The sequence below is a fragment of the Sulfurospirillum sp. genome, from assembly GCF_036802865.1.
Classification (GTDB): domain Bacteria; phylum Campylobacterota; class Campylobacteria; order Campylobacterales; family Sulfurospirillaceae; genus Sulfurospirillum.
Map to the genome: position 1 here is coordinate 34098 of NZ_DAIRVK010000004.1, position 14509 is coordinate 48606.

Here is a 14509-nt window from a genome sequence, read left to right on the forward strand (position 1 = left end):
CTTTTATTGTTTTAAAATAATAATCTCTTCTTCAAGTCTCACACCAAATTGGTTTAAAACCTCTTCTTTGACAGCGGAGATAAGTTCAATGGCTTCCTCGTAAGTACCGCCTCCAAGATTGACTAAGAAGTTGGCATGAACATTGCTGAACATCATATTCCCCACTTGCTTGCCTTTAAAGCCAGCCTCTTCAATGAGCTGACCTGCAAAGTGTCCCACAGGATTTTTAAAACAACTCCCTGCACTAGGCTCTTTGGGTTGATTGTCACGCATTTTTTTAAACATGGCGAGTAGATTTGTATCAAAACCACTTTTGCAAGCAAAGGTCGCTTCATAGACAATGCCTTCGATTCTAGCGAAGCGGTAGCCATGTTCGATGGATTCTTTTTTTATCCACCCTTTTTCGGTGCGAATGGCGATGAGGTCATTGAAAATTTCCCACGTTTTAAGTCCTGCATTCATAGCCACCATGCCACCCAATGTTCCGGGGAGTTTTTGCATCAGCTCAAAACCTGCAAGATCGTGTTTTTTGGCAAAAGAGAGGATTTTCCCACTGGGTGTTGCACCACCTATGTGTAAAACAGTACCTTCAAGATAAATGAAGTCAAAAGATTTATCTAACATCGCCAAAGGAGGTGGAGTAGGGCTAACTAAAAGGTTGTTTGCTCCACCAATGAGTTTATAATCTTGGGGCAGCGGTATGATAGTATCAAGCAGTAAAACATTCAGTACGGGACCAATTTTAATGCTGGAATAGGTCGAAAAATTAATGGATTTGGTCATTTAAAAGACAAATGAGGGAATAAGCTCGATCATGCGGGTTGTAAACTCGATCATCATGTTCATCATCCACGGCATTGTAAAGATGGCGACAACGATGGTAATAAGAACTTTGGGTACAAAACTAAGTGTTGATTCATTGATTTGAGTAACCGCTTGAAAAATACTAATGGCAAGACCTGCAATAAGACCAGCCATGAGCATAGGCATGGAAAGTAAGAGCGCTATTTTAAACGTTTCGACGCCCAGACCAATGAGTTTAGCTTCCATAAAATGCCTTTCTAGCTGTTTCGCAACGCTTCGTATTCTTTAGGAATAAGATAGTCAGATGCTTTAATTTGTTGATCGTAAAAACCATGTTTATAGCCGATTTCAAAAAGTGTATCAATCGCTTGATACTGAATGTCGCTCATCTCGATAGAGTTTTCATTGGCATAGAGACCAAGGTATTTTTTGAGTGTTGCTTGGTCCACTCGAACAAGATTACGTTCTAAAAGCATTTTTGAAAGAAGTCCTTGATGGGTATGGGCAATGTCAACCGCTTGAATCAGAGCATTTTCACAGTCAATTGCTCGTAAAATTGGCATTGAACGACGTAGCGCCATGCCTCCAAGAGGTAAAGGAAGTTCTGCTTGGCAAAGCTCTTTCCATATATCCCAGAGTTCTCGCTCCACTACAAGTTCATCACTAAAATTAAGGATGCTCTCATGAATTAAAACACCAGCATCTACTTCGTTATCAAGAACGGCTTGTTCGATCTCTAAAAAGTTTTTGTAAACAATACGCGCTTCAGGATATGCGATTTTGAAAAGAAGAGCATTTGTGGTATGGGTACCGCTAAGGGCAACTTTAAAATTCTTTTTAAGCTTCGTCTCTTTTTTCTTTACAAGTTTAGGACCATAACCTTCGCCAAAGCTTACCGCCGTACGTAAAAGAGCATATTCACTGCGAATTTTTGGATAAAGCGCAAAGCTAATCGCAGTAATGTCATAACTGTTTTTAAGGGCTTCAAGGTTGAGCGTTTCAATGTCCAAGGCTATATTTTCAAAACTAAGATTCTGTGTGCTCACCCAACCAAATTTGATGGCATAATACATAAAAATATCGTCTGCATCAGGTGAATGTGCTACGCTAATCGTTTTCAAAAAGTATCCTTGTAAAAGTGTTAGGATTATTTTAACATATTACATATTGAAATATTTTGAACTGCTTCTAAATAAATTGTATAGAATTGCTTCAAAGGGCTTTTTCAAGCTCAAAATGATAAAATATTAACACTATAAATGAGGTACTACAATGCAAATCGATGAAAATAAAAGAAAAGCGCTTGACTTAGCGATCAAGCAGATTGACAAAGCGTTTGGAAAAGGTGCTCTTGTAAGACTTGGCGATAAAGTTGTGGAACCAATTGCTTCAATCAGTACAGGTTCTATTGGATTGGATCTTGCGCTTGGAATCGGTGGTATTCCACAAGGTCGTATTATTGAAATTTATGGACCTGAAAGTTCAGGAAAAACGACACTGTCACTTCAAATTATTGCAGAATCCCAAGCAAAAGGTAGCATCTGCGCCTTTGTTGATGCTGAGCATGCTCTTGATGTAAAATATGCGGGTAATCTAGGTGTTGACATTGAAAATCTTTTGGTTTCACAACCCGATTTTGGTGAACAAGCTCTTGACATTGTTGAGACACTAGCACGTAGTGGTGCGGTGGATGTTATTGTTATTGACTCGGTAGCGGCACTGACACCAAAGAGTGAGATTGAAGGCGATATGGGCGATTCGCACATGGGTGTTCAAGCAAGACTTATGAGTCAAGCACTCCGTAAACTCACAGCGGTTGTGCACAAGATGAATACGACGGTTATTTTTATTAACCAAATTCGTATGAAAATCGGTACGATGGGTTATGGCTCACCTGAAACCACAACAGGCGGTAATGCCTTGAAGTTTTATGCTTCAGTACGTATCGATGTACGTAAAATTGCGACACTGAAACAAGGTGAAGAGCAGATTGGTAACAGAGTTAAAGCAAAAGTCATTAAAAATAAAGTGGCTCCTCCGTTTCGTCAAGCAGAGTTTGATATTATGTTCGGCGAAGGAATTTCAAAAGAGGGCGAAATGGTCGATTATGGTGTCAAACTTGACATCATCGATAAGAGTGGTGCTTGGTTTAGTTACAATGAAACAAAACTGGGACAAGGAAGAGAAAATGTGAAAGCATTTTTGAAAGAAAACAAAGAGTTAGCGTTAGAAATTGAAGATAAAATCAAACAAGCAATCGGTGGCAATGCAATGGTCATGACATGTGGTGCCGATGAGATAAAGGAAGATGAATGATCTATATTGAAGATATTGCAGCAGACGAAGTACTCGACAGTCGTGGCAATCCAACGGTACGTGCAAAAGTAACGCTTAGTGATGGCACGTGTGCCAGCGCTATCGTACCAAGTGGTGCAAGTACAGGTAAAAGAGAAGCCTTAGAGCTAAGAGATGCAGACAGTCGTTACATGGGCAAAGGTGTTCTTAAAGCATGTGAAAATGTTAACACTGAAATTTCTGATGAATTGATTGGACTTAACCCATTTAATCAAGCTGCAATTGATGAAGCAATGAAAAAATTGGATGGCACAGACAATTATGGTCGTTTAGGTGCAAACGCAGTATTGGGTGTTTCTATGGCTGTAGCGCGCGCTGCTGCACTTAGCCTTGGTGTTCCACTTTATCGTTACCTTGGAGGCAGTAATGCCATGACACTTCCAACGCCTATGTTTAACATCATCAATGGTGGAAGCCATGCCAATAACAGCGTTGATTTTCAAGAATATATGATTATGCCTCTTAACTTTGAAAATTTTGGAGATGCACTAAGATCGTGTGTTGAGGTTTATCACCAACTTAAAAAAATCATTGCAGGTATGGGCGAGAGTACAGCTCTTGGTGATGAAGGTGGCTTTGCTCCAAACCTCAAAGACAATGAAGAACCGATTAAAGTGATTATGCAAGCAATTGAAAAAGCTGGATATAAACCTGGCGTTGATATTGCTATTGCACTGGATGTCGCAAGTAGCGAACTTGTGTGTGAAGGTGGCTATAAACTTGAATCAGAAAAGAGAACATTGAGCAGTGCTGAACTTGTTGCGTACTACGAAAATCTTTGTGCAAAATATCCTATTGTCTCTATTGAAGATGGTTTAAGTGAAGATGACTGGGCTGGCTGGAAACTCTTGACTGAAAAACTTGGCACAAAAGTTCAACTTGTAGGTGATGATCTTTTTGTTACCAATGAGAAAATCTTAGCGGAAGGTATCGCTAAAGGTGTCGGTAATGCGATCTTAATCAAGCCAAATCAAATTGGAACTGTTACTGAAACGATGAGAACAGTGCGTCTTGCACAACGCAATAATTATAAATGCGTTATGAGTCATAGAAGTGGTGAGAGTGAAGATGCATTTATCGCTGATTTTGCAGTGGCACTTAACACAGGTGAAATCAAAACGGGTGCAACTGCACGTGGAGAGAGAACAGCTAAATACAATCGTTTATTAGAGATTGATAAAGAGCTTGAGCTTGGCGAGTACATAGGAAAACAACTCTTTACTAAATGAGTGACGTTTTAGATGAATTTGACGATGAAGCCGAAGAGAGTGGGCGATCTGCTCTCTTTTATCTTAAAATTTTATCGTTAGTTGCTGTAGTCGTTGGATTTGGCTTATATATAGGCGATGTTTTATTTGGTAAAAGTTCACTGGATGTTCTTTTAAACCTCCAATCCGATAAAGATACCTTGACTTCAAAAATCAAAAGTCTCAAAGATGAGAATGCTGTGTTACAAAAAGAGTATTTTGAATTACGACAATTGGACCCCGATAGATAATAAGGAGAACAGATGCAGAAGATTCTTTGGCTTTTTCTATCTCTTGCCGTGATTATAGAGGCGAGAGAAAATCCTTTCGAGACAGGTATATCTCCTCAAACTGCTGGTAAAGCTACACAAATTAAAGATGAAAGAACAGATTTTAGCACGACATCATTAAATCTTCCTAGTAGTGCACGTATTTTAAAAAGTGCTTCTGTGACTTTTCAAAATTTAGATGGTTCTATTAGCGAAGAGATTGTTGCCATCGAGCAAAATGTTGATTGGCATGCACCACTGATTTTAAGCCAGACAACAGATACGAATGCGACTACTCCAATATCAACCTCTATTGCTGTTCCTGAAACAAAAAAAACTGCTGAGAAAAAAGTCTCCCCAGCCTCTATTGTTAAAGAGGAAAAAATTGTAACAACGGCTATTGCTCCAAATGTAAGTGTCGATAATACCTTTAAACTTAACGAAGAGATCTCTTTCTATATAAATCAAAATGAAATTACTGTTTTTACGAAAGATAGCAAAATGCGAGACTTTCTCATCGCAGATCCATATAAAGTAGTTATTGATTTTAAAAAAGAGAAGAGTGCTTATGTAACCAAAATGATAGAGTTTAAAAAAGCCTCTTTTGTTTCTGCAACATTGGGAACACATGATGGATTTTACCGTATTGCGATTTTACTCGATGGGCATTATCGTTATGATTTGCAGCCATTTAATGGTGGTTATATTATTAAATTGAAGTAAAGAGAGATACATGTAAGGAAAATCCTTACATGTAAAGAAGCCATTAGTCAAACTTTGGCGTACGCTCTAGTGGTCCAAGATAGTGTTGACGAGGACGTGCAATCTTCATATCAGGTTGTTCTTTAAGCTCAATCCATTGAGCAATCCATCCAGGTGTTCTACCAATAACAAAAATTACCGCAAACATCTCTTTTGGAATCTTTAATGCTTGGAGAATTAATCCTGAATAGAAGTCGATATTTGGATAGAGTTTACGTTTGATAAAGTACTCATCATTCAGTGCAATCTCTTCAATACGGTGTGCTACAGCCATTAATTCGCTATCAATTGAAAGCTCATTGACCAATTGTTTTTGAAGATTTTTTAAAATCGTTGCACGTGGGTCAAAGTTTTTATAAACTCTGTGTCCAAATCCCATCAATCTGAATGGATCTTCTGGATCTTTAGCTTTTGCAATAAATTTATCAACATTGTCAACACTTCCAATAAGTTCAAGTTGGCGAATAACAGACTCATTAGCGCCACCATGTGCACGACCCCAGAGCGCACCAATGCCTGCACTTATGGCTGCATAAGGATGTGCATGGGTTGAAGCAACAACACGAACAGCAGTTGTTGACGCATTTTGTTCATGGTCTGCATGCAGTGTAAAGATAGTATCGAGTGCTTTTACTTCAATTGGCTTTAGATCAATATGATGATGAGGATAACCTCTGATCATGTATAAAAAGTTTTCAGTGAAACCTTTATCTAAATCAGGATAGATAATCGGTAAACCTTGAGAGTAGCGGTACGAAAAAGCTGCAATCGTTGGGATTTTAGCAATAATGCGATGTGCCATCTCTTTAGCTTGTTCAGGTGAATCCATATCAAGGTGATCAAAATAAAACGCGGAAAGCGCTGAAACAGCAGCCGATAAAATTGCCATTGGATGGGCATTATCAGGGAATGCATCGAAGAGTTTACGCATACTTTCATGAATAAAAGAGCGTTTTTTCAGTTCTGCCAAGAAGTTTTTATATTCATCTTTATTGGGGAGTTCTTTATGTAAAAGTAAAAAAGCCGTATCTAAAAATGACTTCTTCGTTGCTAAATAAGCAATATCGTAACCACGATACATTAATTTACCAATGTCACCATCGATATAGGTGATACGTGAACGACAGCTTGCTGTAGATGTAAATCCACGATCAAGTGTAAACATTCCTGTAGTGCCATAGAGTGTTGCAATATCTATAACATCAGGTCCCATCGTTGACTTGAGGATCGGAAACTCATACTCTTTGCCCGTACGATTGTCGATAAGGGTAACTGACTCTTTACTCATACGCATCCTTTATTAAATAATAAAATATTATATCAAATTTTGTTTTGCACGCTTAATAAATTGTAAGCATTATTATATTAGAGAGAAGAATATTAAAAAAGTTAGTTTGAAAGTTTTAGGTAGAGCGTAGCAGTAAAACTGCTACGCATGACAGGTTGTTGCGATCTCGTAGCCTAAACGTTGAATCATCTCACGATCCTTTGTTGGAAGCTCCCCTTTGGTTGTCAGATAGTCACCAATAACGATAGCATCGGCACCTGTTGCAAAAATATCACACTCTTTGCTTGTAAAAGTCGTTTCACGTCCACCTGCGATCATCAGTCGTGTATTTGGAAGGGCAGCTCTTACTTCAGTAATAATTGCAAGCGCTTCTTCTTCACTTAAAGGCGCAGCTTTGAGAGGTAAGGCAGGATTGTGAATGTAAAAATTTAGGGGCATGGTGTCTGGGCTGAGGGATTTTACACTTTGTATAAATGCAGATCTCTCTTCTTTACTTTCACCAAGTCCAAAAATCCCTCCACTGCATAAAGATAGCCCAGCTTCTTTAGCATTGAGACAGGTTTGGTAACGACTCTCCCATGAATGGGTGGTGCAGATTTTGTCATAAAAGTTTTGAGAACACTCTAAATTATGGTTATAAGAGTTGACCCCAGCCTCTTTAAGTGTACGAAGTTGTTCGACACTAGCGATGCCATTGCATGCAATTAAATTGAGATCAGGAAGCTCCGCTTTAACGGCGCGTGCCACTTCGCAGACAAAAGCCAGCTTTTTATCATCCAGTCCTAATCCTGATGTCACGAGACAAAAACCAATAGCACCATTGTTCGTAGCATTTTTAGCTTCGAAAACAATTTGTTCAACAGGTTTATATTTGTAACGTTCTATATCGGCATGATGACGGGCACTTTGGGTACAAAATCCACAATCTTCAGGACAGCTTCCGCTAGAGATATTTGAAATGGCACATAAAAAAATTGATTTTTTCATTGTTCAATAATCCTTGTTATTGGTATAATTTTAGAAGAGAGAAGTAAGAGGAGAGCGTTAAGCTTCCTCTTTGTGTTTGCATTTAATGCATTCGTAGATCTCTTTTTTGCGAAGTTCTCGTTTTGCCATAATGTAGTCACATTCTGGACATTTTTTATCGGTTGGTTCGTGGTTGGAGATAAATTTACATTTTGGATAGTTCCCACAGCCAAAGAATTTTCCTCTGCGTGAACTACGCTCTAAGATAGGTCCACCACATTCAGGACATGGAACGGCGAGTGTAATTTTTTCTTTAGGCGCTGTTTCACTTACTTTTTTAAGGTTTTGGGTGTATTTGCAGGTAGGGTAAGTACTGCATGCGATAAACTCCCCAAAGCGACCTTTTCGTTTAACAAGCTCTTTGCCACAGTCTGGACACATTTCACCCGTAAAGACAATGACTTTTTGACTTTCAATGTTTGTTTTTCCCGCGCTTACTTGCTTTTCAAATGGTTCGTAAAAATTCCATAAGGTTGTTTGCCAGTTTTCTTTATCTTCAGCGATTAAATCTAGTGTCTCTTCCATTGTGGAAGTGAAAGATGAATCAACAATTTGAGGGAAGTGTTTTTCCAAAAGCTCGGTAACACTAAAAGCTATTTCACTTGGAATAAGTTGCTTTTTTTCAATCGTGATGTAATCACGTGCTGTCAGAACCGAGATCGTTGGAGCATAGGTGGATGGACGTCCGATACCTAAACTTTCTAATTTTTTAATCAAACTTGCTTCAGAATAACGTGATGGTGGCTCTGTAAAGTGTTGGTTTGCATCAATTTTTGTAAGCTGAACTTCTTGACCAAGGGCGAGGTCTGGTAAAAGTTTGTCTTTATCATTGTCGCCATAAACTTTATAAAAACCATCAAAAAGAAGTTTTCGTCCACTTGCCTTAAATTTACCACTGTTACTTTCAAACATAAGCGTTTGTGACTCAAAACGTGCATTGTTCATTTGTGACGCTAAGAAGCGGTTGTATATAAGTGTATAGAGTTTAAGCTCATCAGGTTTAAGATACTCTTGAGCGATTTGAGGGGTAAACTCTAAGATAGTAGGGCGAATGGCTTCGTGCGCTTCTTGTGCACTTTTGGATTTATTGGCATAAAAGCGTGGCTTTTCAGGAAGATAAGCAGCGCCATAATTTTTTTTGATTTGATCACGAGCAGCCTCAATGGCTTCTTTAGAAATATTTAAAGAGTCTGTTCTCATATACGTAATAACACCCATAACACCTTGATGCGTTTTTACACCTTCATAAAGGGTTTGTGCGAGCATCATCGTTTTTTTAGGTGAATAGCCAAGTGCACTCGAAGCACTTTGTTGTAGCGTTGATGTCATAAAAGAAGGGCTCGGTGAACTCTCGCGTTCTTTTTTCTCCAAAAGTGCTACTTTAAAGCTCTCTTGTAAAAGTTTATCTTTGATCAAATGGGCTCGTTCACCATTTGTGATGGTCATTTTTTCAATTTTTTCATTTGAAAATTCAACCAAAGACGCTTCAATGGTTTTATTGAAAAGGGCATCTATACTCCAAAACTCTTCTTCTTTAAACGCGCGGATCTCTTTTTCACGATCCACAACAATTTTAAGTGTTGAAGACTGAACACGTCCTGCGCTGAGTCCTTTTTGAATTTTTGACGAAAGAAGTGGTGAGAGTTTATACCCAACGATTCGATCTAGCAGACGTCGTGCTTGTTGCGCATTAATACTACTTGCATCTAAAACTCTAGGATTTTCAAGCGCATGGGTGATCGCATTTTTCGTAATTTCGTGAAAGACAATACGTGGAAGCGATTGGGGGTCTTTACCGATAGCTGTTGCGATATGAAAACCAATCGCTTCTCCCTCACGGTCCTCATCGGTCGCGATATAGACTTGATCAGCAACTTTTGCAAGATCTTTGATCTCTTTAACTACCGCTGCATGATCTTTGGGTATGCGATACTCAGGAATAAAAGTTTGGTTATCGATCTTAATACCAAAACTACTTTTGGGAAGATCTCGGATATGTCCCTTAGATGCGACAACAGTATAGTCTTTACCTAAAAAATTCTTAATCGTTTTTGCTTTAGTCGGGGATTCGACAATAATGAGATTTTTCAATTCTTTTCCATCTTTATATGTAAACATTTTTGAGTATTCTATCTAAAAAAAAATCTTTTTAAAAATTGTTGTTTGGATTAAAGTTTTTTTGCAAGGCTCCGATCTTGTTTTTATCAAAGGCAAGGATGCCTGCGAAATACAAAAGATAAAAGGATTTATCATGGGTTTCCGTATTAACACAAACGTTGCGTCACTTACTGCACAAACAAGTGCCGCAGTCAACAACAGAAACATGGACAATGCACTTGCTAAATTGTCTTCAGGTCTTCGTATCAACAAAGCTGCAGATGATGCATCTGGTCTTGCAATTGCGAACTCACTTCGTGCGCAAGCAAGTTCACTTGGTCAAGCTGTCTCTAATGGTAACGATGCAATTGGTTTGATCCAAACTGCGGATGGTGCACTTAGTGAGTACTCAAATATTCTTGATACTATCAAGACTAAATCTGTACAAGCTGCATCTGATGGTCAAACTGCAAATAGCCGTTTGGCAATTCAAAAAGACATTAGCCGTCTACTTGAGAACTTGAACAACATTGCTAAAACAACATCGTTCAATGGTCAAAAACTTCTTTCTGGTACCTTTACCAACAAAGAATTCCAAGTGGGTGCGAATGCAAATGAGACAATCAAGGCTTCTATTACTTCTGCTGAGACAAGCCAAATTGGACAAACAAGCCGTGCTACACTCACTGTTGCTCAGCTTGGTGAAAACCAATTAACACTTAAAAGTGCTCAAAGTGGTACTGAAATTAAGCTAGAAGCGGTTAATTTGAAAATGAACAACGACCCAGAAAATGGTATGGGGAAATTGGCAGATCTTATTAACAAAAACAGTGCTGAAACAGGTATTACAGCTAAAGCTGTTGTAAGTTCTACTACAGAGGCTATAAAAGCAGGTACTACAGGGTCAGACTTTGCTATCAATGGTGTTAATATTGGTTCTATCAATGTTTCAGCAAATGATAGCCAAGGAACATTGTTAAATGCTATTAACAGCAAATCAACTTCAACTGGCGTTACTGCAACGAAAACAGCTGATGGTAAACTTACACTTTCATCATCTGATGGACGCGCTATCAACGTTGAGGGTGATCTTTCAGGTGTTACTACAAGCACAGGTAAAAGTCTTAGTACAGTAGGTCACCTTGAAGTAGTTCAAGCAGGTTCTTCTACATTCCAAATTACTGGTTCAAAAATGGGTGCTGCGGTAGGTGAAGATCTTACAACCAATGCAACTGTTACAACGGTGGATGACTCTATCTTGAAATCAGGTTCTACTATTGTAATTAGTAGTACATTAGCAGCTGGTACTGAACTAGGTGCTGATTATACAAATACAGGTGTCAACTTTAGTGCAACAGCAGATACTACAGTTGTTGCTGGTTCAACTATTACCGATAGTTCTACCATCAGTAAAGGAACAACACTAGGCGCAACTGTTAATGTTCGCGGAACGACTTTAAGTAGTGATATGCTTATTAAAGCAGGATCTACTTTAGCAACAGGTTCTGTCTTAGATGCAGGTACAACACTTCAACAAGATATTACAAACGGTACAACACTTTACAAAGCAGGTACAGTACTTCATACTGACCTTACGCTGTCTCAAACAGTTACACTTTCAAAAGATATGTTAATGACAGTGGATACGTTAAGTCCAAATGCTACTATTTTCTCTGGTAGTAAACTATTAGCGGGTACAACGTTAGGTGCAAACTTCCAAATCAGTGGTACGGTAACAACATCACAAGATATGGTTGTTAAAAATGAGTCTATCCTTAATAGTGGTAGTACCATGAAAGCTGGTAGTATTATCGGTGATAAAGTTGCTATTGAAGCAGCGATGACTACAACCAGAGATTCTAAAGTGGCAGGTACGTCTATTTTAGGAACTGGTACTGTGATTAAAGAAGAGTCTACATTAGGTGCTTCCGTTCAAACAGCTGGTGACGTTACGCTTAATCGAGATATGGTCATTAAAGCGAATTCAATCTTATCTACAGGTACTGTTCTCAAAGCAGGCACTGTTATCAATCAAGACCTTACTGCGCAACAAGTAGGCAGTGGAAATGGCCCTGGAATCAAAGCGGGTACAGTATTAGGTACGGATGTTACATTAACGGGTACTGTAAATGTAACTGATGACTTTACTATGATCAAAGGTACATCAGGTACAAATGCTGTAATCAAAGGAAATTCAACGATTGCAGAAAATGTGAATGGTGGACAAGATAGCGTTAAATTAGGCTCAACAGAGTTCTCTGATTTATCCAAAATTGATGTTACAACGCTTGAAGGCGCTATGAAAGCGATTGATACTGTAAGTGCTGCGATGACAAACCTTGATACGATTCGTTCAGATTTAGGTTCTGTTCAAAATCAAATCACTTCAACGATCAATAACATCTCAGTAACTCAAGTAAACGTTAAGAGTGCTGAGTCTGGTATTCGTGATGTTGACTTTGCTTCAGAGTCTGCTAACTTCTCTAAATTTAACATTCTTGCTCAGTCAGGAAGTTATGCGATGAGCCAAGCTAACTCTGTACAACAAAACGTACTTAAACTACTTCAATAGTAGAGTAGCGTAAGCTATAAGGCTGCTAAGCAGCCTTATATACCTCAAGCCCAAGTTATATTGTTTATGACTTGGGCTTTTTTTATTACTTCAAAAAACTTTCTAATTTTGAGATATAAAGCCCTGAAATTTTAAGTAGTTGTTGAACAAGTAATGTATTGAGTGGCACAATGTGCTTTTCTGGATGCTTAAGCTCTTGAGTATTGAAAAGATCATAGATATAACTCAAAATGATTTGAAAATATTGGTAATAAACTTCTGCTAGGTTAGAGCCTGTTCTATTTTCTTGGTCACCCAAAATCCACGAAAGCCTTGCTAGTTTCTCAAGATATTCTGTAGCGTTAATAAACTCTTTTTTTTGAAAATTCTTAATGAGTTTTTCAAGCTTTTTTGCTTCATTAATTTGATAATTAATTTGTGCGCGATCTTGTGCGTTGAAATTGGCTTCTGAAATAGAATGAAAAAATTCAGAAACTTGTGATTGAATCGTGGAATATGTCAAAGTCTCTAGTTTTTCCCATGGATAGGTATCTATTTGCAAAGGTTCACAGCCTTGTATATATGCTCCGTTACTAAGATTGTAAATGTGATGATGTTCTTTTTTTAATCGTTCAATAAAAAAATCAGCTTGTTCTATCGATAGTTTATAACCATATTGGGTTGGAATTTGTTTAAGAAAATTGCCTTTGACATAAATGACAGAGCTATTAGGATCCATAGAAGCATTTTGATTGTCAATTATTCCTGTTGCTTGGTACGGATGATGATCGCCATGTGTTTGTAAGGTTTCTGGGTCAAGTGCCAAATCTACACCGAGCATATACATATTTGAAATTCCTAACACTAACATCAGACCTAAAGTATATTCTCCAACGCTTGGTGCTGAAAAATAACCAAATCCTTTTTTATATTCTGTGCCTTGTTCAATAAAATAGATATTTTCTTTAGGAAATTTGTTGACTGTGTGTTTGTCTACATTGGATGCAAGTATGGCTAGAACATCGTCAAAATAGTTTTCTGCATCGAGCCCTTTAAATAACAATGCACTGTTCTCGCCTGGATCGATATGCACAATGATATTTGGTTTTACCCCATGCGAATGTAACAATTTGCATGTTGAAAGCGCTGATACAACAATAAATTTATCTCGATACAGTTTAAGCCATTCGATATTTTTTGAAGCGGATGGACCTGAGAAAAACATAAGAACAGGTTTTTGACTAAAGATATTGCCTTCTCTCCCATGGTAGTGTGTCATGATATTCATAAATGCATAGTTTTGAGCAAGATATAGCGGTGAGTCAATGTAACGTAATAGAAGAGCACTATAACCATAGTTTATAAAATCTTGTGAAAGTACATGGGATTGAAGCCTTTGGAGTTCACTTTGGTAGTTAAGTCTAAAAGGAACATGTTTGATATTGAGGTTATGGTTATTCCCTATATTTAAGAACTCGAGAAAAACTTCTCTTTCTTGCAATTCATCATCGGTTAGAGAAAAATAGACAATACATTCTTTTAAAGCTTCTTCGTAGTCTGTTACAAATAAAGAGAGCCTAAAAATCTCAAGATTGGGTTCTTTGATAAAAACAACTCTTGGGTTGAGCTTTTGAAGCATACCTTGAATATAAAGCCCTAATCCGATACCCAGAAAAATAATTTTGTTTGATCTAACCATATGCATTTCATCAGAAGCATATTTTTTTGTGTAGTTAATAATTTTAATCGTTGACCAAAGTGCATTATGAAAAGAGAGTTCACTTTTATCAATCATTTCTGCTTGTTCATCACTCGCTTCACAAAATTTTTGAGCTTTAAAAACGCCACCTGTTTTTTTAAGATTGTAGGCATTGATAACTCTTTGTGCACTTTCGAAGCTATTCTCATTGTACAGATATTCATTAGAAGAGAGTTCATAGACATCGAAATAACCTTCTTTATACTCTAATGAATACTGCTCTGTATAATGTCCTTCTTCAATAAGCGTGTTTAAGAGGGTGATTTGATCATATACTGCTTTGTGGTGCGTCTCAAAATAGGCTAAGTTTTTTTGAAATGTTTTAAGTGCTCTTTGCTCTATATTTTCCAT

Annotated in this window: 12 protein-coding genes; 5 read left to right on the forward strand and 7 right to left on the reverse strand. The window is 37.9% G+C overall.

The genetic code is table 11. The annotated features are described in order from the left end of the window. Positions 1-3: 3 nt before the first annotated feature. The 3 genes from V7Q04_RS09375 to V7Q04_RS09385 are packed head-to-tail and all read right to left on the reverse strand — an operon-like array spanning position 4 to position 1925. Positions 4-783, reverse strand: a complete 780-nt coding sequence (locus V7Q04_RS09375; protein WP_333804762.1) for a UDP-N-acetylmuramate dehydrogenase — start codon at positions 781-783, stop codon at positions 4-6. Then, positions 784-1050 carry a flagellar biosynthesis protein FliQ gene (fliQ, locus tag V7Q04_RS09380; RefSeq protein ID WP_333804763.1) on the reverse strand — a complete coding sequence of 89 codons (267 nt, stop codon included), beginning with the start codon at positions 1048-1050 and terminating at the stop codon, positions 784-786. 11 nt (positions 1051-1061) lie between these two features. Next, positions 1062-1925 carry a menaquinone biosynthesis family protein gene (locus V7Q04_RS09385; RefSeq protein WP_333804764.1) on the reverse strand — a complete coding sequence of 288 codons (864 nt, stop codon included), beginning with the start codon at positions 1923-1925 and terminating at the stop codon, positions 1062-1064. Positions 1926-2082: 157 nt separating this feature from the next. Between V7Q04_RS09385 and recA the strand changes: the two genes are divergently transcribed. From recA to V7Q04_RS09405, 4 genes are read left to right on the forward strand one after another with little or no spacing between them, the layout of a single operon-like run. Next, positions 2083-3120 (forward strand): recombinase RecA, encoded by a 1038-nt coding sequence (recA, locus tag V7Q04_RS09390; protein WP_198133102.1) that lies wholly within the window; start codon positions 2083-2085, stop codon positions 3118-3120. Further along, on the forward strand, positions 3117-4388 hold the full coding sequence (gene eno / locus V7Q04_RS09395) for a phosphopyruvate hydratase (RefSeq protein WP_333804765.1): 1272 nt from the start codon (positions 3117-3119) through the stop codon (positions 4386-4388). The genes recA and eno overlap by 4 nt, the downstream gene beginning before the upstream one ends. Continuing rightward, a complete protein-coding gene (locus V7Q04_RS09400) occupies positions 4385-4657 on the forward strand; it encodes a septum formation initiator (protein ID WP_333804766.1) in 273 nt (90 codons plus the stop codon). The genes eno and V7Q04_RS09400 overlap by 4 nt, the downstream gene beginning before the upstream one ends. Before the next feature lie 12 nt (positions 4658-4669). Next, complete coding sequence (locus tag V7Q04_RS09405; protein WP_333804767.1) at positions 4670-5398, forward strand: AMIN domain-containing protein; 729 nt, start codon at positions 4670-4672, stop codon at positions 5396-5398. Between the two features lie 43 nt (positions 5399-5441). Here the strand turns inward: V7Q04_RS09405 and V7Q04_RS09410 are convergent, their stop codons facing one another. The 3 genes from V7Q04_RS09410 to topA form a co-directional block, all read right to left on the reverse strand. Beyond that, positions 5442-6725 (reverse strand): citrate synthase, encoded by a 1284-nt coding sequence (locus V7Q04_RS09410; protein ID WP_333804769.1) that lies wholly within the window; start codon positions 6723-6725, stop codon positions 5442-5444. Positions 6726-6866: 141 nt separating this feature from the next. Beyond that, positions 6867-7712: a biotin synthase gene (locus tag V7Q04_RS09415; RefSeq protein ID WP_333804770.1), complete on the reverse strand. Its 846-nt coding sequence runs from the start codon at positions 7710-7712 to the stop codon at positions 6867-6869. Between the two features lie 57 nt (positions 7713-7769). Further along, positions 7770-9842 carry a type I DNA topoisomerase gene (gene topA / locus V7Q04_RS09420; RefSeq protein WP_333804771.1) on the reverse strand — a complete coding sequence of 691 codons (2073 nt, stop codon included), beginning with the start codon at positions 9840-9842 and terminating at the stop codon, positions 7770-7772. Positions 9843-10002: 160 nt separating this feature from the next. Between topA and V7Q04_RS09425 the strand changes: the two genes are divergently transcribed. Beyond that, a complete protein-coding gene (locus tag V7Q04_RS09425; RefSeq protein ID WP_333804772.1) occupies positions 10003-12420 on the forward strand; it encodes a flagellin N-terminal helical domain-containing protein in 2418 nt (805 codons plus the stop codon). Positions 12421-12505: 85 nt separating this feature from the next. Here the strand turns inward: V7Q04_RS09425 and V7Q04_RS09430 are convergent, their stop codons facing one another. Next, positions 12506-14509 carry a motility associated factor glycosyltransferase family protein gene (locus V7Q04_RS09430; RefSeq protein ID WP_333804773.1) on the reverse strand — a complete coding sequence of 668 codons (2004 nt, stop codon included), beginning with the start codon at positions 14507-14509 and terminating at the stop codon, positions 12506-12508.